The sequence below is a fragment of the Bradyrhizobium paxllaeri genome (assembly GCF_001693515.2).
Classification (GTDB): Bacteria; Pseudomonadota; Alphaproteobacteria; order Rhizobiales; family Xanthobacteraceae; genus Bradyrhizobium; species Bradyrhizobium paxllaeri.
Map to the genome: position 1 here is coordinate 1,133,671 of NZ_CP042968.1, position 19,488 is coordinate 1,153,158.

At 63.3% G+C, this 19,488-nt stretch carries 20 protein-coding genes; 10 read left to right on the forward strand and 10 right to left on the reverse strand.

All coding sequences use genetic code 11. The features are described from left to right. Window positions 1-10: 10 nt before the first annotated feature. Entirely contained in the window at window positions 11-1,252 is a 1,242-nt protein-coding gene (locus LMTR21_RS05345) for an MFS transporter (protein WP_065754040.1), read from the forward strand. Here the strand turns inward: LMTR21_RS05345 and LMTR21_RS05350 are convergent. Next, a complete protein-coding gene (locus LMTR21_RS05350) occupies window positions 1,249-1,653 on the reverse strand; it encodes a DUF4864 domain-containing protein (RefSeq protein ID WP_065754063.1) in 405 nt (134 codons plus the stop codon). The genes LMTR21_RS05345 and LMTR21_RS05350 overlap by 4 nt on opposite strands. Before the next feature lie 250 nt (window positions 1,654-1,903). Here LMTR21_RS05350 and LMTR21_RS05355 point away from each other — a divergent pair, with 250 nt between their 5' ends. Then, window positions 1,904-2,182 carry a DUF1488 family protein gene (locus LMTR21_RS05355; RefSeq protein WP_065754064.1) on the forward strand — a complete coding sequence of 93 codons (279 nt, stop codon included), beginning with the start codon at window positions 1,904-1,906 and terminating at the stop codon, window positions 2,180-2,182. 37 nt (window positions 2,183-2,219) lie between these two features. On the opposite strand, the gene LMTR21_RS05360 is transcribed toward LMTR21_RS05355, so the two are convergent. The 3 genes from LMTR21_RS05360 to LMTR21_RS05370 are packed head-to-tail and all read right to left on the reverse strand — an operon-like array spanning window position 2,220 to window position 4,333. Continuing rightward, on the reverse strand, window positions 2,220-3,008 hold the full coding sequence (locus tag LMTR21_RS05360; protein ID WP_065754065.1) for a 2-keto-4-pentenoate hydratase: 789 nt from the start codon (window positions 3,006-3,008) through the stop codon (window positions 2,220-2,222). An 8-nt stretch (window positions 3,009-3,016) separates the two neighbouring features. Next, a complete protein-coding gene (locus LMTR21_RS05365; RefSeq protein ID WP_065754041.1) occupies window positions 3,017-3,796 on the reverse strand; it encodes a crotonase/enoyl-CoA hydratase family protein in 780 nt (259 codons plus the stop codon). Window positions 3,797-3,844: 48 nt separating this feature from the next. Then, the gene (locus LMTR21_RS05370; protein WP_065754042.1) at window positions 3,845-4,333 is read right to left on the reverse strand and encodes a tautomerase family protein; all 489 of its coding nucleotides are present in this window, start codon (window positions 4,331-4,333) and stop codon (window positions 3,845-3,847) included. Between the two features lie 116 nt (window positions 4,334-4,449). Between LMTR21_RS05370 and LMTR21_RS05375 the strand changes: the two genes are divergently transcribed. Next, window positions 4,450-5,061, forward strand: coding sequence for a TetR/AcrR family transcriptional regulator (locus LMTR21_RS05375; RefSeq protein ID WP_065754043.1), 612 nt, complete (start codon window positions 4,450-4,452; stop codon window positions 5,059-5,061). 21 nt (window positions 5,062-5,082) lie between these two features. Here LMTR21_RS05375 and LMTR21_RS05380 read toward each other — a convergent pair whose 3' ends face one another. The 3 genes from LMTR21_RS05380 to LMTR21_RS40665 form a co-directional block, all read right to left on the reverse strand. After that, the gene (locus LMTR21_RS05380; protein WP_065754044.1) at window positions 5,083-6,678 is read right to left on the reverse strand and encodes an ATP-binding protein; all 1,596 of its coding nucleotides are present in this window, start codon (window positions 6,676-6,678) and stop codon (window positions 5,083-5,085) included. A gap of 286 nt (window positions 6,679-6,964) precedes the next feature. Next, entirely contained in the window at window positions 6,965-7,288 is a 324-nt protein-coding gene (locus LMTR21_RS05385; RefSeq protein WP_246175679.1) for a 3-keto-5-aminohexanoate cleavage protein, read from the reverse strand. 4 nt (window positions 7,289-7,292) lie between these two features. Then, window positions 7,293-7,457: a hypothetical protein gene (locus LMTR21_RS40665; protein WP_246175999.1), complete on the reverse strand. Its 165-nt coding sequence runs from the start codon at window positions 7,455-7,457 to the stop codon at window positions 7,293-7,295. A gap of 285 nt (window positions 7,458-7,742) precedes the next feature. Between LMTR21_RS40665 and LMTR21_RS05390 the strand changes: the two genes are divergently transcribed. Continuing rightward, the gene (locus tag LMTR21_RS05390; protein ID WP_065754046.1) at window positions 7,743-9,245 is read left to right on the forward strand and encodes a ComEC/Rec2 family competence protein; all 1,503 of its coding nucleotides are present in this window, start codon (window positions 7,743-7,745) and stop codon (window positions 9,243-9,245) included. A 117-nt stretch (window positions 9,246-9,362) separates the two neighbouring features. Here LMTR21_RS05390 and LMTR21_RS05395 read toward each other — a convergent pair whose 3' ends face one another. Then, window positions 9,363-9,911, reverse strand: coding sequence for a cupin domain-containing protein (locus tag LMTR21_RS05395; protein ID WP_065754047.1), 549 nt, complete (start codon window positions 9,909-9,911; stop codon window positions 9,363-9,365). Window positions 9,912-10,064: 153 nt separating this feature from the next. Here LMTR21_RS05395 and aptA point away from each other — a divergent pair, with 153 nt between their 5' ends. Both aptA and LMTR21_RS05405 read left to right on the forward strand, forming a co-directional pair. Continuing rightward, window positions 10,065-11,393 (forward strand): omega-aminotransferase AptA, encoded by a 1,329-nt coding sequence (gene aptA / locus LMTR21_RS05400; protein ID WP_065754048.1) that lies wholly within the window; start codon window positions 10,065-10,067, stop codon window positions 11,391-11,393. Window positions 11,394-11,456: 63 nt separating this feature from the next. Further along, window positions 11,457-12,722, forward strand: coding sequence for a D-amino acid dehydrogenase (locus LMTR21_RS05405; protein WP_065754049.1), 1,266 nt, complete (start codon window positions 11,457-11,459; stop codon window positions 12,720-12,722). Window positions 12,723-12,870: 148 nt separating this feature from the next. On the opposite strand, the gene LMTR21_RS05410 is transcribed toward LMTR21_RS05405, so the two are convergent. Continuing rightward, window positions 12,871-15,168: a molybdopterin guanine dinucleotide-containing S/N-oxide reductase gene (locus tag LMTR21_RS05410; RefSeq protein WP_065754050.1), complete on the reverse strand. Its 2,298-nt coding sequence runs from the start codon at window positions 15,166-15,168 to the stop codon at window positions 12,871-12,873. Window positions 15,169-15,188: 20 nt separating this feature from the next. Continuing rightward, window positions 15,189-15,857, reverse strand: a complete 669-nt coding sequence (locus tag LMTR21_RS05415) for a cupin domain-containing protein (RefSeq protein ID WP_065754051.1) — start codon at window positions 15,855-15,857, stop codon at window positions 15,189-15,191. Between the two features lie 167 nt (window positions 15,858-16,024). Here LMTR21_RS05415 and LMTR21_RS05420 point away from each other — a divergent pair, with 167 nt between their 5' ends. The 4 genes from LMTR21_RS05420 to LMTR21_RS05435 are packed head-to-tail and all read left to right on the forward strand — an operon-like array spanning window position 16,025 to window position 19,483. Then, a complete protein-coding gene (locus LMTR21_RS05420) occupies window positions 16,025-16,792 on the forward strand; it encodes an ABC transporter substrate-binding protein (RefSeq protein ID WP_084030700.1) in 768 nt (255 codons plus the stop codon). Further along, complete coding sequence (locus tag LMTR21_RS05425) at window positions 16,792-17,445, forward strand: amino acid ABC transporter permease (protein WP_065754052.1); 654 nt, start codon at window positions 16,792-16,794, stop codon at window positions 17,443-17,445. Before LMTR21_RS05420 ends, LMTR21_RS05425 begins: the two co-directional genes overlap by 1 nt. Continuing rightward, window positions 17,442-18,173 (forward strand): amino acid ABC transporter ATP-binding protein, encoded by a 732-nt coding sequence (locus LMTR21_RS05430; protein ID WP_065754053.1) that lies wholly within the window; start codon window positions 17,442-17,444, stop codon window positions 18,171-18,173. The genes LMTR21_RS05425 and LMTR21_RS05430 overlap by 4 nt, the downstream gene beginning before the upstream one ends. A 17-nt stretch (window positions 18,174-18,190) precedes the next feature. After that, on the forward strand, window positions 18,191-19,483 hold the full coding sequence (locus tag LMTR21_RS05435) for an NAD(P)/FAD-dependent oxidoreductase (protein WP_065754054.1): 1,293 nt from the start codon (window positions 18,191-18,193) through the stop codon (window positions 19,481-19,483). The last annotated feature ends 5 nt before the right edge of the window (window positions 19,484-19,488 follow it).

The following is a 19,488-nucleotide window of genomic DNA, read 5'->3' on the forward strand; positions in this document are numbered from 1 at the left end:
TGCGGTCGCCGTGGCAATTTCTTCTGAGCTTTCCAAGGATTCCGACCTGTTCGTTCCCGACTCGCGCCGGGCGTGGACCCGGCTTGCCGTGGCCGTCCTGATTGGCTCGCTCGGCAGCGTCGGCATGTGGTCGGTGGTGGTGGCGCTGCCGGTGGTGCAGCTCGATTTCGCCGCGAGCCGCGGCACGGCCTCGCTCGCCTTTACGATGATCATGCTCGGCTTCGGTTCCGGCGCGGTGCTGACCGGCAAGATCACCGACCGCTACGGCATCGTCACCGCGATCGGGCTCGGCATCGGCATTCTCGGCCTCGGCTATGTCGTCGCGGGCATGTCGACCTCGATCTGGCACTTCATCCTGGTGCATTTCGCCATCGGGCTGTCGTCGTCGGCGACCTTCGGGCCGCTGATGGCGGAAGCCTCGCACTGGTTCGACCGCTACCGCGGGCTTGCGGTCGCCGTCGCCGCCAGCGGCAATTACATCGGCGGCGCGATCTGGCCGCCGCTGGTGAATTTCGGCATCGAGCAGCTGGGCTGGCGCACCACCCATATCGCGCTCGGCATCTTCACCGCGGTGGCGATGACGCTGGCGCTGATCGTGTTGCGGCTGCTGATGGGGGCAGGCGGCCAGCGCGACCACGAGAACGCGGCCCCGCCGCGCGTGGACTTGCGGATCTCCACCAATGCGCTGACGGCGATCCTGTCGCTGGCCGCGATTGCCTGTTGCGTGGCGATGTCGATGCCGCAGGTGCATATCGTCGCCTATTGCAGCGATCTCGGCTATGGCGTGGCGCGCGGCGCTGAAATGCTGTCGCTGATGCTCGGTTTCGGCATCATCAGCCGCATCGGATCGGGCTTTCTCGCCGACAAGATCGGCGGCATCCGCACGCTTCTGATCGGCTCGGTCGCGCAGGGCACCGCGCTCTTTTTCTACCTGTTCTTCGACGGCCTGACCTCGCTCTATGTCATCTCCGCGATGTTCGGCCTGTTCCAGGGCGGCATCGTGCCGAGCTACGCCATCATCGTGCGCGAGGCGATGCCGGCGTCGGAAGCCGCCACCCGCGTCGGCATCGTGATCTTCGCCTCCGTGTTCGGCATGTCGTTCGGCGGCTGGGTCTCGGGCGCGATCTTCGACGCCACCGGCTCCTACATGGCGGCGTTCGCCAACGGGCTGGCGTGGAACGCGCTCAACATCGCCATCATGCTGCTGCTGTTGATGCGCGCGCGGCAGCGGCTGGCGATGGCAAAAGTTTAGACCGCCTGTCCCGCCTTCAGCAGCGAGCACCCGGTAATTTTCAGGCTGCCGTCGCTCTGCTGCTCCAGCGTGTACATCGCTTCCCAGGCTTCGCCATTGTCGTCGACGATGTGGACGCGCTGGGCGATGCGGCCGCCTGAAGAGCGCGCTTCGCCGAATTCAAAGCTCTTGTGGCGGTAGACCGGCGCATAGCCCTGCCGGACCATCTGCATGAAGATGTCGGCCTGCGGAAACAGCTGCTTGATCTCGGGTGCGGCGTGCGAATAGGCGGCTGCGGCATCGTCGTTGGCGAAGGCCTGCTCCTGCGCACGGATCACGCCTTGAGCTGTGGCGACGTCGTCGGCCCTGGCGGGAGCGACGAAGGCTAGCAGGCAGGCAAGAAGCAGAACGACAGCGCGCATGAGGATGCTCCCGATGGTTCGCGATGAACCGGCAGTGCGCTGAACCAGTCTATCACGGCGCGGGGCAGCGACGATACCGCCTGCGTCGTCGGCACAGACCACCGATTTGATCCAGATACGCAGCCCGGCCGATCCGGGTTCGGATACCGCGCCACGGTCGCGGCACATAAATGCAATTGAGCGAGAATCATGCGCGAACACCAGGAACAAGCCGATGGGACTGTTCGTTTCTGTTCGGGAGGACAACCCCATGACGCTCGCGCGTGGCAGTATCCGAGGTTATGAAATCGACCGGATGGTGCTGCTGTTCTCCATGATGGACGGTCCGAGGGAAATTCCCTGTGCCGTCAGCGCCTCGGCGATGGACGATCTGGAGCATGTGCCGCGGACAGCGCCGGAGCGGCGCGAGGAGCAATTCCTTCGATTGCGCGACCGGATCGAACAATGCGCGTCGCGCAAGTTCGATGCCCGGGAGTTTGAGGGGAGGCCTCCCGGCATCATCATACGCAGTATTGATTTCCGGCGCTAGTTTCCGCCCGCTCGGGTCCGTTGCGACCCGGACACCATCACGGTTCGATCGTGATCTCGATGGTTGCCAGTTCACCAAATCGCGCGCAAACCTGCTGACCGGCGCGCACTGGCAGCATGCCGGTCATCGAGCCGGTCGAGATGGTCTCGCCCGCGCGAAGCCCGTCGCCCCAGTGCCGGCGCTGTTCGGCGAGCCACCACAGCGGTCGCAGCGGATCGCCCATGACGTCGGCGCCCTTGCCCTCCCGGCGCAGCACGCCGTCCAGTTCAACGCGAACCGGGACGGACGACAATCCGTCGCGCCAGTTCTCGATTCGCTCGCCGAAGACGTAGCGTCCGGACGCGCTGCCGTCGGCGAGAATGGCCGGCATCGGCGGTAAAGCCTTGCGCGCATAGCGGCACTCCGCCACTTCAATGCCGGCGTGGACCTCGCCGATCGCATCGCACGCTTCAGCAAACGTCCAGGGCTGCTCGCGCGGCGGCAGGTCGCGCGCCAGCGTGACGAAGAACTCGCATTCGATCAGGGGATCGAGCAGTTCGGCGGCCTTGAACCGCGCCGGCGAGGTGCAGGCGAAGCGGCGAAAGGTGCGGCCGTAGATCGGCCCGTCCAGCCCTAGCTTGCTCTTCACCCCCTCCGTCGTTCCCGCAATCTTCCAGCCCAATAATTCCCAGCCGAGTTGCTCCGCCACTTTGCGGTTCACGGCGTAGGCTTCGGTTGACGTTTGCGGCACCAGATGGGCGGGTAGCGACGACAGTTGGCAGGCATTGCGGCGGGCGCGAACGAGCAGATCCGCCAGTTCTTCCTGTTTCGGTGAAAGGGCAGTCATCTCCGCGGTCACCGGCCCTGAAACACCGCGGCGCGCCGCTCGATGAAGGACTGAATGCCCTCGCGCGCATCGGCGCTGTTGAGCACGCGCTCGCGGACCTTTGGAATGTAGGCGATGGCGGCCTGCTCGCCCTGTTCGACATATTTCAGGGCCGCTTCCTTGGTGACCTGGATGCCGAGCGGCGCGTTGCCGGCAATGATCTTCGCGAGCGCCATCGCGCGCTCGACCTGCTGGCCGGCCGGCACCACTTCCTGCACCAGTCCGATTTCGCGGGCGCGTGCTGCGGTGAACTCATCGCACAGGAACAGATGATACATCGCATTGCCCCAGCCGGCGCGCGACAGGAAGCGGAAATGCGCGCCGCCGAGCGGGGCGATGCCGCGTTTGGATTCCATCTGGCAGAAGCGGGCGTCGTCGGCGGCGACGACGATGTCGCCCGCCAGCATCAGCTCAATGCCGATGGTGAAGACGATGCCTTGCACCGCAGTGACGATCGGCTTCTTGCAGCGCTTCTGCAGCCCGAACACGTCGACATTGCCCTCCCTGAAGTTGCGCTTCTCGGCGTTGGGGCCGAAGAATCGGGGCATGTCGAGGCCGGCGGTGAAATCCTTGCCCTCGGCGCAGATGACGCCGACCCAAAGGCTGTCGTTGTTGTGCAGCTCCGTCAGCGCATCCGACAATTGCTCCATCATCGCCGGCGAGAACGCGTTCTTCTTTGCGGGATTGTCGATGATGATCTTGAAGATGCGGTCGTGGGTTTCGGTACGGATCGTTCCTTCGGCGCTCATGGTCGTCCTCTCGAATGTTTCTGGAATGATTATTGCGGTCGCGCGTTGCTATCGCTCGTATCTGACGGCGAGCGCGGTGCGGATCGCCGCCGCCCGCTCCGGCGAGAAATGCGACGCGCCATGTTCGAGCAGGTCGAGGAACGACAGCACGCCGCCGCGCGATCCCCAGCTTCCTTCCTCGATGATGCGGAAATTGATCCACCAGGCGGGCGAGGGGGCCTTCATCCCGCAGGCCTCCGCCAGCGCGCGATGGATGTTGCGGATGACGGTGGCGCGATCCTCGCGCGTCCAGCAGAAGTCCATCACCGCGACATCGATCAACATGACATCGCTTGGTTTGTCGGAGAGTAACTCGCCACCGTGGGCGATCATGTCGAGCGGCCGCTCGGCGAAATGCACCTGATAGCCGCGGCGCGCCTCCGGCGTGAGCTTGCCGACCTCCGGCACCAGCACGGCATCCGTCAGCGTCTTTGCCAGTACGCGCCGCTGATCGGCGTTCAGCCGACCCTGCGGCGTCATCACGTGGATAAACGTCATGGCGTGCTCCTCCTGCCGGCATGTTCTTGACTATGACAATCGTCATAACTTCACATGGGGCTGGCTATGTCAAGTGTCATATTATAGGATATGCCATTCCGCCGGAGAGGATCCCGATGACGTCAGATACCCGCGCCAAGATGGTGGCAGGCGCCGCCGACCTGATGAGCCGCCGCGGCGTCAACGCCACCAGCATGCGCGAGGTGGTGCGCCATACCGGCACGCCGCGCGGTTCGATCGGCCATCATTTTCCGCGCGGCAAGCAGCAGCTGATCGAGGATGCGGTGGTGTTCGCAGGGAGGCAGGTCTCGGGGCCGCTGGAGCATCTTGTGCAGTCGCGCGGTGCGATCGCAGGCCTGCGCACGTTCATCGGCCTGTGGCGCCAGACGCTGGAGAAATCGAAGTTCCAGGCCGGCTGTCCGGTGCTTGCGGTCGCGGTCGAGCAGTATGTCAACGACGCGACGGAGAAGGACGGCGCGCCTGACGAAGCCGCGCAGCAACATCTGCTCGACCTCGCCGACGGTGTGTTCGCCGACTGGCAGCGCATCATGTTCACGGCGCTGCGCCGCGAGGGCGTGGCGCCCGCCCGCGCCCGGCGGCTGGCGGCGCTCGTCATCGCATCGACGGAGGGGACGGTTGCGATGTGCCGCGCCGCGCGCAGCGCCCAGCCGCTCGACGATGTCAGGCAGGAGCTCGAACTGCTGCTGTCGAGCGCGCTGGCGAAGTGAGGCCGCTGTTGCTGGAAGCACTCACGATGCCAGCGCGGTCAGAAGCATTCGCGCGAGGTCGGCGCTGACATAGGGCTTTGGCAGCAGCAGCACGCCGGCATCGAGACGGCCATGATGTATGAGGGCATTCTCGGCATAACCGGAGGTATATAGCACTTTCAGCTCCGGACGCCTTTTGATCCCCTCGGTCGCAAGCTGGCGGCCATTCACGCCACCGGGGAGCATCACGTCCGTGAACAGCAGGTCAATGCGTTCGGGTCCATCGATGATTGCCAGCGCTTCGGCAGCATTGCCGGCGGCGAGCGTGCGGAATCCGAAGCGGGTGATTTGCGCCACGACATATTCGCGGACCAGCGGGTCGTCCTCGACAATCAGGATAGACTGGTCGCTATGTTCGCCCGCATATCCGCCGGTTTCGCCGGCCGGCTCCTCCGGGCCACCACCCGTGGCGTGCGGCAGATATAGCTTCACGGTCGTGCCGTGGCCTTCTTCGCTGTAGATCTTGATATGTCCGTTCGACTGTTTAACGAAGCCATACACCATGCTCAGGCCGAGCCCGGATCCTTTCCCGACCTCCTTGGTGGTAAAGAATGGCTCAAATACCTTTTCGAGCAGGTTGCTCGGGATTCCATCCCCGGTGTCACTCACTGCAATCATGACGTAGTTGCCCGGTCTGACCTCGCTATTCAGGCGAGCGTAGTTCTCATCGAGCGCCACATTCTTGGTTTCCAGCGTCAGCTTGCCGCCGTTAGGCATGGCGTCACGCGCATTCAGGGCCAGGTTCAGAATCGCGGTCGAGAGCTGACTGGGATCAATCAGAGCCGGTGCGGAATCGTGCGCCAGCATCGATTCAATTTCGATGTGCTCGCCGAGAGTCGGTCGCAGCAGACCCGCTGCATCGATCACCAACGCATTGACGTCGGTGTTGCGCGGCTGCAGCGGCTGTCGACGGGAGAACGCCAACAAATGCTTCGTCAGCTCGGCGCCCCTGGCCGCGGCTCCGCTGATCAGATTGGTTATCTGAACGAGATGTGGACGATCCTTGACGGCATCGCTGAGGATCTCGATGGTCCCCGTGATCACGGTCAGAATGTTGTTGAAGTCGTGCGCGACGCCACCGGTGAGCTGGCCGATGGCCTCCATCCTCTGGGCCTGCTGGATTTTGGATTCGGTGGCCTCCTTCTCCTCAAAACGCTTGACCATGGCCTCGGCCTCGCGGCGTTGCCTGACCTCCTCCTCGAGTGCGGCATAGGCATTCGCGAGCTGAATGCGCGTGGGCAGCACCAGGATCCGCGGCAACGCCAGCAGTAGAACTGCCGTGATCGCGACCGAGATCAGCGCCAGGACAGCTTTGATCAGGGCCTCGATTTCATAGGCCGGCACCCATACGGTGTAAATCGACAGCAGGCGACTCACGCCGCAAACCGCGACGAAGATCGCAAATATCAAGAATACGCCGCGGAACATCAGCTCACGGTGGCGCCGCCACACGAAGAACGCGAGAACGAACGCCGTAACAAAAAAGGCGCCGGCGAGCATTGCGTCGGAAACGACATTCAGCCAGACCAATTCCGGCTTCCACAACAGGCACGCGCCGTGCTCGGTGAGCTTTGACATGTGGAAAAGCTCCAAGAAGCGGCTGCGCGGGTGCAGTCGCACCAAGGAAACTATTCAGCTTTTTCGCCACTCGCGCAAGCGCAGCGCCGGCTCGGCGAATGTTCTCGCGCCGATCTTTGAAATAGCCTTAATTCTCATGACCCGAGTGGCACCGTGCCCGAACCGACCGGGTGACGTCCGCCCTTGATCGCGCGGCGGACCACTGCTTGCGGCAGGCGTGGTCGGCGCCCGCTGAGGCGAGGCGGAGGTCATTCCCTGCAGCGCAACATCGGCCTTTCGGCTGAAATCAACTCGCAGGGCTTTGCGCCGAGGTCGCAGCCAGGGCCTGCCGCATCTCGGCCGGAGTAGCAGGCTCTGCGCCAAGACCGCGCACGATTCGCACGGCCTCTTCAACGAGTTCGAGATTGGTCGCGGTGGTGGCAAGCGGCGCGTCCTCAAGGCCGACGCGAATATGGCCGCCGCGTGCGATCGTATCGCAAACAGCGGGCGAAGATCGGCGCTGACGCCCGCGATCATCCAGGGCGCGCCGGGCGCTTCCTCTTCCAATAGCGCATGGTAGGCCGCGAGCGCATATGGCTTTGGCGGAAGGCCGACGGCGATCAGGTTGCAGAACATCAGACGATAGATGGGCGCCTTGACGCCGGCCGCGCGCGCCAGTGCTGCGCCGGCTCGCAGGCGCCGCCCTCGGCGATGATGGCCTCAACGGTATCGGGAATGCCGGGTTGGAGCGCGCGGCCCCACGATCCGTTCAACGCTGCCTCGATCCAGACCTTGCGCATGCTATTGCTCCCCCTGAAAATTCGTAGCCCGTAGACTGGAGCAGAACCTGTCCGAAGCCACACTTGATATGTTGGTGCAGTTCTCTGCGACTTCTAAGGCTTATTACTGTGTCCTACGCCTGTGGGTCGTTTGAGACTTCATACCAGCTGATCTCGACCTGCACCTATAGGCCACCGATAATGCCTAATGCCGTATCTGCTTGGGCTCGGTTGTCTTTCTGCATAATGCTCTCGCCACGTGTACGAATAACTGGTAAAAAATGACCTTGGGACAGGGAGGTCACAATGCAAAGATTTGCGGGCAGAGGCGATGTTTATCTGCGGCATATCGACGACCGAAATAAGAAGGTGAAGCAGATTCTTTGGGGAGACTGGTTAAACATCGAGCAGACGGAAGGGGAGTGGGGCCGAGTCAAATGGGGCGCTGAGAGATATTGGATCAAGTTAGAAGATTGCGTTGATGAGCGCCCCCTGGAAGTTGTGTTCGTTGACGTCGGCCAAGGCGATGGCTGTTTGGTAGTTAGTCCAGCCGTTCCGCCCGATGAAAAGGTCATGCTGATCGACGCTGGTGCCGGCGACAACATGTACAGGTTCATCAGCTGGCGTTTCGGAAAGCTGGCTAAAGAGTTTCGCTTTCACGCGGCGATCATCACACACTCCGATAAAGATCACTATTATGGCTTTAAGAAACTGTTCGAGCAGCAGAAGTTCTCCTTCGATTACGTATACCACAACGGAATAGCAGAACGTCCTGGTGAAGAGCTGTTTGGCCCTAGCGATGATAGCGGTGAATACGTCGCTGATCTAAAGCCGACGCACGAGGAGATCGAGGCCTTCTACAAGAAAGAAAAATCTCGTAAAGGAAAGCAGTACGCCGAGCTCATCTACACAGCACTCACGAATGGTCGAGTCGATTCCGTTGAGATGCTCTCGACAGCACACGGTACCATCGAGGACAACCGGTCTTGGATGCCAGGATTCGCCCCGAGCGATAATCCAGAACTCACAATCGAGATCTTGGGGCCTGTCGTGGAAATGATTGATGGAAAGCCAATGCTTCGTTGGTTCGGCGATACCGTGGGCTCAACAGGAAAGGACAATGGCAAGACGAAGAACGGCCACTCGGTGCTCCTGCGTCTGTGCTATCGAAACTTCACACTACTTTTCGGCGGCGACCTGAACCTTCCTGCTGAGGACTTTCTGCTACGGCACTACGGCGAAATCGGCGACGATCAATCTCTGGGGGACGCTGTCGACAAGGCTAGCCGTCGGCTTAGGGCAGATGTCATGAAAAGCTGCCACCATGGTTCTGCCGATGTTACGGATGAATTCCTTCAGGCCGTCAACCCGTTCGCGTTCGTGGTATCGTCCGGCGACGAGGAAAGCCACGTCCATCCCCGGCCCGATCTACTGGGCCGTCTGGGCCGCCATGGCCGCGGGGATGCGCCACTCGTTCTTTGCACGGAAATTTTGAGATCCACGCGAGAGAAGGAAGATCAAAAACAGCTCAAGCGGCTGCAAAAGCTGGATGCGCTTATCGAGTCGGCCAAGACTACCGCGAAGCAGAAGCGGGAGTATCGAGAGGAACGAATAGCGATTCAGGGCGAATTGGCTCGACGCAACGTGGAAACATACGGGGCGATAACACTCCGAACGGATGGTAGGCACCTGGCGGTGGGATTTCGTTTGGAGAAGCCTCGGGCCGGCGGAAGGCGTTGGCAGATCTATTGGTATGAGCACGACGAAGAGCATGGCTTCGTGCCGCTCGACAAAGGCAACCATCACTAAGATGGTTGCCTTCGGACCGGTTATCCGCAGCCGGATCGACGACGCTCCGACTGGTAGGATCGAGCACGAGTCATTGTGTCAATGCGACGTCTGCCGAAACGCCCGGACACCCTCTGCTCAAAACGTCGGCGGCGTGCAGGCGCTTATCACCTCGCACGCCTTCGCGCCGACGCAGCGGAAGCGATGCGGCCTGCGGCTTTCGAAATAGTAGGCGTCGCCGGGATCGAGGATGCGGCGCTCGTCGTCGACCGTCACTTCGAGCCGGCCGCTCACCACGATGCCGCCTTCCTCGCCGTCATGGGTCAGCGGCACGCGTCCGGTGTCGCTGCCGGGCTCATAGCGCTCTTTCAGGATCTGCAACGCGCGGCCGAACATGGTGTCGCCGACCTGGCGGTAGGAGATCGGCTGCTTGCCGATTTCGGTCAGTTCGTCGGCGCGATAAAACGCCTTGCGCGGGCGCTCCGGCTCGATCGCGAAGAATTCGGCAAGGCCCATCGGCAGCCCGTCGAGGATGCGCTTGAGCGCGCCGACGGACGGGTTCATCTGGTTCGATTCGATCAGCGAAATCGTCGAATTGGTCACGCCGGAACGCTTGGCCAGCTCGCGCTGTGAGAGCTTGTGCCGGGCCCGGATGAATCGGAGTCGCCCGCCGATATCGACGCTCATCGGAAAATCCCTGTTGCAGGTGTTTCGGATCGAACAAATATGCCCCGGCAGGGTCAATAAAATCAATAGGTTGCAGAACCGAAGAAAAGGACTTGTTGTGGCTTCCCGAGCGTGGCCCGGTGCTATCTTGAGCTGCCAGCAAAGGAGCTACCCGTGACCCTTCATCAGAAGCCGAACACCCTGCAGACCGACTCGTTCTGGATGCCTTTCACGGCCAACCGGCAGTTCAAGAAAGCGCCGCGGCTGTTCGCCTCCGCCGAGGGCATGCACTACACCACGGTCGACGGCCGCAAGGTGATCGACGGCTCCGCCGGCCTGTGGTGCGTCAATGCCGGCCATGGCCGCCGCCAGATCGCTGCCGCCGTCGAACGGCAGTTGATGAACCTCGACTTCGCGCCCTCGTTCAACATGGGCCACCCGCTGGCGTTCGACTTCGCCGAGCGGCTTACCGAGATCGCGCCGAAGGGACTCGATCGCGTCTTCTTCACCAATTCCGGTTCGGAATCGGTCGACACCGCGCTGAAGATCGCGCTGGCCTATCAGCGCGCCATTGGGCAGGCGACGCGCACGCGCCTGATCGGCCGCGAGCGCGGCTATCACGGCGTCGGCTTCGGCGGCATGTCGGTCGGCGGCATGGTGGCGAACCGCCGCGCGTTTGCGACCCATCTGCCTGGTGTCGACCACATCCGTCACACCCATGATCTCGCCCGCAATGCCTTCGCCAAGGACCAGCCGGATCACGGCGCCGAACTCGCCGACGATGTCGAGCGGATGGTGGCGCTGCATGGCGCCGACACCATCGCCGCCGTCATCGTCGAGCCGGTGCCGGGCTCCACCGCGGTGCTGCCGCCGCCGAAGGGCTATCTGCAGCGCCTGCGCGAACTCTGCACCAAGCACGGCATCCTCCTGATCTTCGACGAGGTCATCACCGGCTTCGGCCGCTTGGGCGCGCCGTTCGCGGCTGACTATTTCGGCGTCACGCCCGACATGATGACGACCGCCAAGGGCATCACCAACGGTACCGTGCCTTGCGGCGCGGTTTTCGCCAGCCGCAAGATCCATGACGGGCTGATGGTCGGCCCCGAGGGCACGATCGAGCTGTTCCACGGCTACACCTATTCGGCGCATCCGACCGCCTGCGCCGCCGGCCTTGCGACGCTCGACATCTACAAGGATGAGGGGCTGCTCACGCGCGGCGCATCGATGGCCGAGTACTGGCGCGATGGGCTGCATTCGCTGAAAGGCCTGCCGAACGTCGTCGACATCCGCAATGTCGGCCTGATGGGCGCCGTCGAAGTCGCGCCACGCAGCGATGGCGTCGGCGCGCGCGGCTATGACGTGATGGTCGATTGCTTCAATCGCGGGCTTTATTTGCGCATGAGCGGCGACAGCTTTGCGTTGTCGCCGCCCTTGATCGTCGAGAAGAGCCATATCGACGATATCGTCTCGATCCTCGGCGACGCGATCAAGCGGGTGGCCTGATCCTTGCTCTCAAGGAAAGACAGAAGCCGCGGCAGTGTTGCCGCGGCGTATGTGTGAGGAATCGTGAAAGTCACCGTTCTCGGCAGTGGCGTGATCGGCGTCACCACAGCCTATTATCTGGCGCGCGCCGGCCATGAAGTCGTTGTCGTCGACCGTCAGCCTGAGCCTGCGCTGGAGACCAGTTTCGCCAATGCCGGCGAAGTCTCGCCGGGCTATTCCTCGCCCTGGGCCGGGCCCGGCGTGCCGGTGAAGGCCATCAAATGGCTGTTGATGCGGCACGGGCCGCTGGTGATCTGGCCCAAGCTCGACCCCATGATGTGGATCTGGGGCCTGAAGATGCTGCGCAACTGCACGACAGAGCGCTACGCCGTCAACAAGAGCCGGATGATTCCGATTGCCGAATACAGCCGCGATTCCTTGCGGGCACTGCGCGACGAGATCGGCATCAAATATGACGAGCGCAGCCGCGGCACGTTGCAGCTCTTCCGCAAGCAGAAGCAGCTCGATACGACCGGCGACGACATCGCGGTGCTTAAGCAGTATGGCGTTCCCTACGAAGTGCTCGATCGCGACGGCTGCATCGGCGCGGAGCCTGCGCTGGCGACGGCGAAGGCCACGTTCGTCGGTGGACTTCGGCTGCCGCAGGACGAGACCGGCGATTGCCACATGTTTACGCAAGGGCTCGCCCAGGAAGCAGCCAAACTCGGCGTGCAGTTCAAGTTCAACACGACCATCGAGCGGCTGATCGCGGATGGCGGCAAGATCACCGGCGTGATGACGAGCGAGGGCCTGCTGCAGGCCGACACCTATGTCGCCGCGTTGGGAAGCTGGTCGCCGCGATTCCTCAAGCCACTCGGCATTTCCGTTCCGGTCTACCCGGTGAAGGGCTATTCGATCACCGTGCCGGTCATCGATCCCGACGGCGCGCCGGTCTCGACCGTGATGGACGAAAGCTACAAGGTCGCGATCACGCGGCTGGGTGATCGTATCCGCGTCGGCGGCACCGCGGAAATCTCCGGCTATTCGAATACGCTGCATCCGGCGCGGCAGGCGACACTGGATCATTCGCTGACCGACATGTTTCCGCGCGGCGGCGACTTGAGCAAAGCAAGCTTCTGGTCCGGCCTGCGCCCGATGACGCCGGACGGCCCGCCTGTGATCGGCGCCACGCGATACGGCAACCTGCACCTCAACACCGGCCACGGCACGCTCGGCTGGACCATGGCGTGCGGTTCGGGGCGGGTGATGGCGGACCTGCTGTCGGGACGTAAGCCGGATATCGATGTGAGCGAATTGAGCGTGAGCCGGTACGATCAGCGGTTCGGGTGAGAGCGCACAGCGCTCGCCGCCGTCATTGCGAGGAGCGAAGCGACGAAGCAATCCATGTCTCCGCAAGCGGCGCGATGGATTGCTTCGCTTCGCTCGCAATGACGGTGGAATAGCTCGCGCTCTTCATACAAGGGGCCACTACACCGCATCACCGCTGATCGGGCGGATCAAACGCCCGGATCGGCGGCAACGCCCCCGAATACTTCTCACACTCGACCACCGTCACCTGGCCGCAGCAGCCTTGTGCTAGCCGCGATGTACCGATGTCCCGGGTGAGTACGTTCGGATTGCCGTGGACGCAGAGCGGCTGTTCTGCCGCACCAGGCTCCGGATCGTACCAGGCGCCGGTGGACAACTGGATCACGCCGGACATGACGTCGTCGGTGACGGCGGCGGCGGCCAGGCACGCGCCGCGGTCGTTGAACAGGCGGACGATGTCGCCGTTGGCGATGCCGCGGCGCCTGGCATCGTCAGGGTGAAGGCGCACGACTTCACGGCCGGCGATCTTGCTCGACTGGCTGTAGGCACCGAAGTCGAGCTGGCTGTGCAGCCGGGTCGCCGGCTGGTTGGCGATCAGCGTCAGCGGGTGGCGCGAAGTGGGCGGCTCGGTCGACGGCAGCCAGGCCGGGTGGGGCGGGCAATCGTCGTAGCCGAAGCCTGCGATGGCTTTCGAATAGATCTCGATCTTGCCGCTTGGCGTTGAAAGCTTGTTGCTGACGGGATCGTTGCGGAAAGCGCGAAGGAAGCCGCCGTCATCGGGCCCCGACGGCAGCGCGAGTTCGCCGCGTTGCCAGAACTCGTCGAAATCAGGCGCATCCCAACCGGCTTCGGTCAGCGCCTTTCGCGTCGGCTCGTAAAGATGCGCCAGCCATTGCCGGCTATTGCGGCCTTCCGTGAATGCCTGCTCGACGCCCAGGCGCCGCGAGAGGTCGGCAAAGATGTCGAAATCGTCGCGCGCTTCGCCGATCGGGTCCACGGCCCTGCGCATCGCGACCAGCCTTGGATCGGTGCCGGCGGCGCCGATATCGTCGCGCTCCAGCGTCATGGTCGCCGGCAGCACGATGTCGGCGAATTTCGCCATCGGCGTCCAGGCGCTTTCGTGCACCACGATGGTTTGCGGGGCGTTGAAAGCCCGCCGCATGCGGTTGATGTCCTGGTGATGATGGAAGGGGTTGCCGCCCGCCCAATAGACCAGCTTGATGTCGGGATAGTGCATGGAACGACCGTTGTAGTCGAACGGCTTGCCCGGATTGAGCAGCATGTCGCTGACGCGCGCGACCGGAATGAAATTGCTGACGCCGTTCTTGCCCTGCGACAGCGTCGGTATAGGAACGGCGTTGAGCCGCCGGCCGGTGTGGCCGAGCGCGCCGAGCGCGTAATTGTAACCGCCGCCGGGCAGGCCGATCTGGCCGAGCATCGCCGCGAGCACCGCGCCCATCCACACCGGCTGTTCGCCATACTGCGCCCGCTGCAGCGAATGCGAGACCGCGATCAGGGTGCGCCCGCGCGGCAGACGGCGGGCGAGGTCGACGATCGCGCGGGATGAATTGCCGGTGATGTCGGCCGCCCATGCCGCATCCTTCGGCGTGCCGTCATCGCGGCCGAGCAGATAGCGTTCGAAGTTCTCAAAACCGGTGCAATAGCGTTCGATGAAAGCCTTGTCACAGAGATCTTCGGTCAGGAGCGTGTGCGCAAGCGCCAGCATCAGCGCGACGTCGGTGCCGACCTTGATCGGCAGCCATTGCGCGTCGGCTTCTGCCGGCATGTCGTCACGCAATGGGCTGATGCAATAGAACGCCGCGCCGCGGCGCGCGGCCGTCGCCATCGCGTCGCGCTCGATGTGGCGGCTGATGCCGCCGCTGGCGACGTGCGAGTTCTTCAGCGCCATGCCGCCGAACGCCAGCACAATATCGCTATGCTCGGCGATCTGATCCCAGGTCACGTTGTGGCGCGAGACGGCCTCATAGCCGCCCATCACACGCGGCAGGATCACGGCCGAGGCGCCGGCGCTGTAGCTGTTCACCGAGCGCACGTAACCGCCGAACGCCATGTTCAGGAAGCGATGAACCTGGCTCTGCGCGTGGTGGAAACGTCCGGCGCTGGACCAGCCGTAGGAGCCGCCGAAGACCGCGGCGGCGCCATGTTCAGTTTTGACCCGCGACAATTCGCTCGCCAGCAGATCGAGAACTTTATCCCACGAGCATTCGACGAATTCCTGATCAAAGGTGCGCTCGGTGCGCACGCTGCGGTCCAGCCATGCCTTGCGGACCATCGGCCGCAGGATGCGCGCCTTATGGCGCATCGCGGTGGTGAAATTCTGCAGGATCGGTGAGGGCGCCGGGTCGCCCTCGTAGGGCGTGACATCGAGGGTTTCGCCGTTCCATCGCGCGGAGAAGGCGCCCCAGTGCGCGCTATGCGGCGCCCAATCCTCTCGGGCTTGATCCATGATTTACTCCAGACTGTCGCTCACCCGGCCTGCGTCACGCAGTTCACCCACAACACGACCGCTTTCGCATTATCAGCGGGATTTGAGAAGCGGTGTGGGCGGCGGCTGGCAAACCGAAAACTGTCCCCTTGCTTGAGGTTCCAGGTCTCGGCGTCGACCGTCAGCGTCATCTCGCCTTCCAGCACCAGCCCGGCTTCCTCGCCATCATGCGTATAGAGTTCGTCGCCGGTGTTGCCGCCGGGCTCGAGGTGCACGAGAAACAGATTGAGGCGGTTTTCCGTTCCGGCCGGGCTCAGCAATTGCTTGGAAATGCCGGTGCGCCACAGTTTCAGTTCGGCGCGCTGCAACTGCCGCGTGACCACGCCGCCGGAACCGGCATCGTCGCTCGGCCTGGAGCCGAACAGCGCGGCGATGCCGACGCCGAGCACGTCCGCCAGCGTCGCCAGCACGCGCAGCGAGGGCGACGACAGGCCGCGCTCGATCTGGCTGAGGAAGCCGATCGACAGATCGGTTCGATCGGCAATCGTCTCCAGCGACAATTTGTGTTCGCGGCGCAGATCGCGAATGCGGCGGCCGACCGCCAGGTCCATTGCAGGTTCAGCCGGCCTGGCGGCGGGCTTTGCCTTCGGCGTGCGCGCTGCCTTTCGGGGCTTGGGCGCTGCTTTCTTTATTCTTTTGCCACCGCTCACGTCAGGCTGCTTTCTTCATATGCATGAAAATGGCTTGCAATAGTCGGGGAACTGTGACCACAATTTCATATTGGTGAAAATAGGCCCGAACGGCGTTGCCCGCAACTTCTTCTGTCAAGGCCAGGCGGGCGGCGCCGGAACGGTGTCCGGTTTCAGGAGGATGTGCAATGGCTCTGAAGCGTCTCGTTCAGGCCGCGGTGGCGGCTTTGGTTCTCACAGCCGCAATGCCGGCATCCGCGCAGCAGGTGTTGAAGGTGGGCTCGACGCCAACCGGCGTGCCCTTCACCTTCCTCGACACCAAGACCAACAGCATTCAGGGCATCATGGTCGATCTCATCACCGAGATCGGCAAGGACGCCGGCTTCCAGGTGCAGATCGAGCCGATGCAGTTCTCCACCCTGATCGCCTCGCTCACATCCAACAAGATCGACATCATCTCGGCGGCGATGTTCGTTACGCCGGCGCGTAAAGAGGTGATCGATTTCTCCGAGCCGTTCTACAGCTACGGCGAGGGGCTTCTGGTGCCGAAGAGCGACAGCAAGGCCTACGCCAGCCAGGAAGACCTGAAAGGCGCGGTGGTCGGCGCGCAGGTCGGTACGGCCTTCGTCGATGCGCTCAAGAAGTCGGGCCTGTTCAGCGAGGTGAAAGCCTACGATACCATTCCCGATATTCTGCGCGACGTGAACGCCGGCCGCCTCAAGGCCGGTTTCGCCGATTATCCGATCCTTGCCTACAATCTCAAGCAGGGCGGTTTCCCCGAGGCGCGCATTGTCGAGAGCTACAAGCCGACGACCGTGGGCGCGGTCGGCATTGGCGTGCGCAAGGGCGATACCGAGTTGCTGGCCAAGATCAACACGTCGCTGGCGAAGCTCAAGGCCAACGGCACGGTGGCAAAGATCCTCGATAAATGGGGCCTGAAGGCGCAGGGGGCCTGATGCAGGCTTTCTGGCGCGACACGATCGAGTTCCTGCCGATCCTGATGAACGGCGTGGCGCTGACGATCATCGTCACCATCGGTTCGCTGCTGTTGTCCACGCTGCTTGGCCTGATCTGGGCGTTGATGCGGGTTTCCGGCATCGGCGTGCTGTCGGGACTGAGCGCCGGGTTGATCAACGTCATCCGCGGCATCCCGATCATCGTGCTGTTGTTCTATCTCTACTTCGTGATGCCCGAACTCGGCCTGACGCTGACGGCGCTGCAGGCGGCGATCCTCGGGCTCGGCATCGCCTATTCGGCCTATCAGGCCGAGAATTTCCGCGCCGGCATCGAGGCGATCGACAAGGGGCAGATCGAGGCGGCGCAGGCGATCGGCATGGGCTGGTGGCAGACCATGCGCCGCGTGGTCCTGCCGCAGGCGATCAAGATCGTGCTGCCGCCCTACGGCAACGTCATGATCATGATGCTGAAGGATTCCTCGCAAGCCTCGACCATTACGGTCGCCGAACTCGCCCTTCAGGGCAAGCTGATCGCGTCCTCGACCTTCAAGAACACCAGCGTGTTCACGCTGGTGGCGCTGATGTATCTCACCATGAGCATCCCGCTCATTCTGCTGGTCCGTCACTTCGAAAAGCGCGCGGGCCAGAAATGATCGAGCTGTCAAACGTTCACAAGAGTTTTGGCAAGGTCGAGGTGCTCAAGGGCATCACGGCGTCGGTCGAGAAGGGCGAGGTGGTCTGCATCATCGGCCCCTCGGGCTCCGGCAAATCCACCATCCTGCGCTGTATCAACGGGCTGGAAAGCTATGACAGCGGCGATATCAGCGTCGAGGGCGCGCGGGTGGACCGCAACGCGCCCTCGATCGTTTCGATCCGCACGCAGGTCTCGATGGTGTTCCAGCGCTTCAACCTGTTTCCGCATCGCACTGCGCTGGAGAACGTCATCGAAGGGCCGGTCTATGTGAAGAAGGAGCCGCGCGCCGCGGCGCTCGAACGCGGGCGCGCGCTGCTGGCGCAGGTGGGGCTCGCCGAGAAGGCCGAAGTCCACCCACCGCAACTCTCGGGCGGACAGCAGCAGCGCGTGGCGATTGCCCGCGCGCTGGCGATGCAGCCGAAGGCTATTCTGTTTGACGAACCGACCTCGGCGCTCGATCCTGAACTGGTCGGCGATGTGCTCTCGGTGATGCGCAAGCTCGCCGACGACGGCATGACCATGGTCGTCGTTACCCATGAGATGGGGTTTGCCCGGGACGTCGCCGACCGCGTGCTGTTCATCGACGGCGGCGTGATCGTCGAGCAGGGCCCGGCGAGATCGGTTCTCAACCAGCCGCAGCATGCGCGCACGCAGGACTTTCTGCGGCGCGTGCTGCATCCGCTCTAAGCCTTCGGTTCTTGCCCATGAACGCGCCTGTATCCTTGCCGTTGCCGCCAAGCCTCTATGCCGATACGGCGGTTGCGCCGACACCGACGCCGCCGCTCGATGGCGACAGGAATGTTGCGGTCGCAATCATCGGCGGCGGCTTTACCGGACTTTCCACCGCGCTGCATCTCGCCGAGCAGGGCGTCGACGCCATCGTGCTGGAAGCGCAACAGCCGGGCTGGGGCGCATCGGGCAACAATGGCGGGCAGGTCAATCCGGGGCTCAAGCACGACCCTGACCAGATCGAGGCGGATTTCGGCGCCGAACTCGGCGGCCGCATGATCAATTTCGCCTATGGCACCACGAATTATACGTTCGACCTGATCCGCCGCTACCAGATCCCCTGCGAGGCCAGGCAGAACGGCGCGCTGCGCGCGGCCTATAATGAGGCGAGCGCGGCGGCGATCGAAGCGACCGCGAAGCAATGCATCCGCCGTGGCATGCCGGTGACGCTGTTGAACCGCGAGCAGATGCAGGAGATGACCGGCACCGACCGCTATCTCTGCGCCATGCTGGACAATCGCGGCGGCGATTTGCATCCGCTCAGCTACGCACGCGGACTGGCACGCGCGGCGATCGCGGCAGGCGCTGCGGTTCATGGCGAGACGCCGGCGCTGTCCTTGTCGCGTGAAGGGGGCGGCTGGCGCATCGAGACGCCGCGCGGGATCGTGTGCGCGGAAAAAGTGCTGCTGGCGACCAATGGGTTTACTGATGATCTGTGGCCGGCGCTTCGGCGCAGCATCGTGCCGGTGTTCTCGTCGATCACCGCCACTGCGCCTCTGCCTGATGACGTCGCGCGCGAGATCATGCCGACGCGTCCGGTCCTCTACGAGAGCGGACACATCACGGTCTACTACCGCATCGATCAGCACAATCGTTTGCTGATGGGCGGGCGTGGGCCGATGCGCTGGATCAGCAAGCCTGCCGACGTCGCTTATCTCATCCGCTACGCCGAACGGCTGTGGCCGCGGCTGAAGGGCGTGAGCTGGACGCACGGCTGGAACAGCCGGCTCGCGATCACGCCCGATCATTATCCGCATGTGCACGAGCCCGCGGAAAACCTTCTGATCTCGCTCGGCTGCAACGGCCGCGGCGTCGCGCTCTCGACCGCGATGGGCGGACAACTCGCGCGCCGCCTCGTCGGCGGCAAGGATGCCGAGATCGACATGCCCATCACCGCGATCAAGCCGATGGCGCTGCACGCGTTCTGGCCGCTCGGTGTCACCGCCGCCGTTGTGACGGGGCGGGTGCGGGATCGGCTCGGGATCTAATTCAT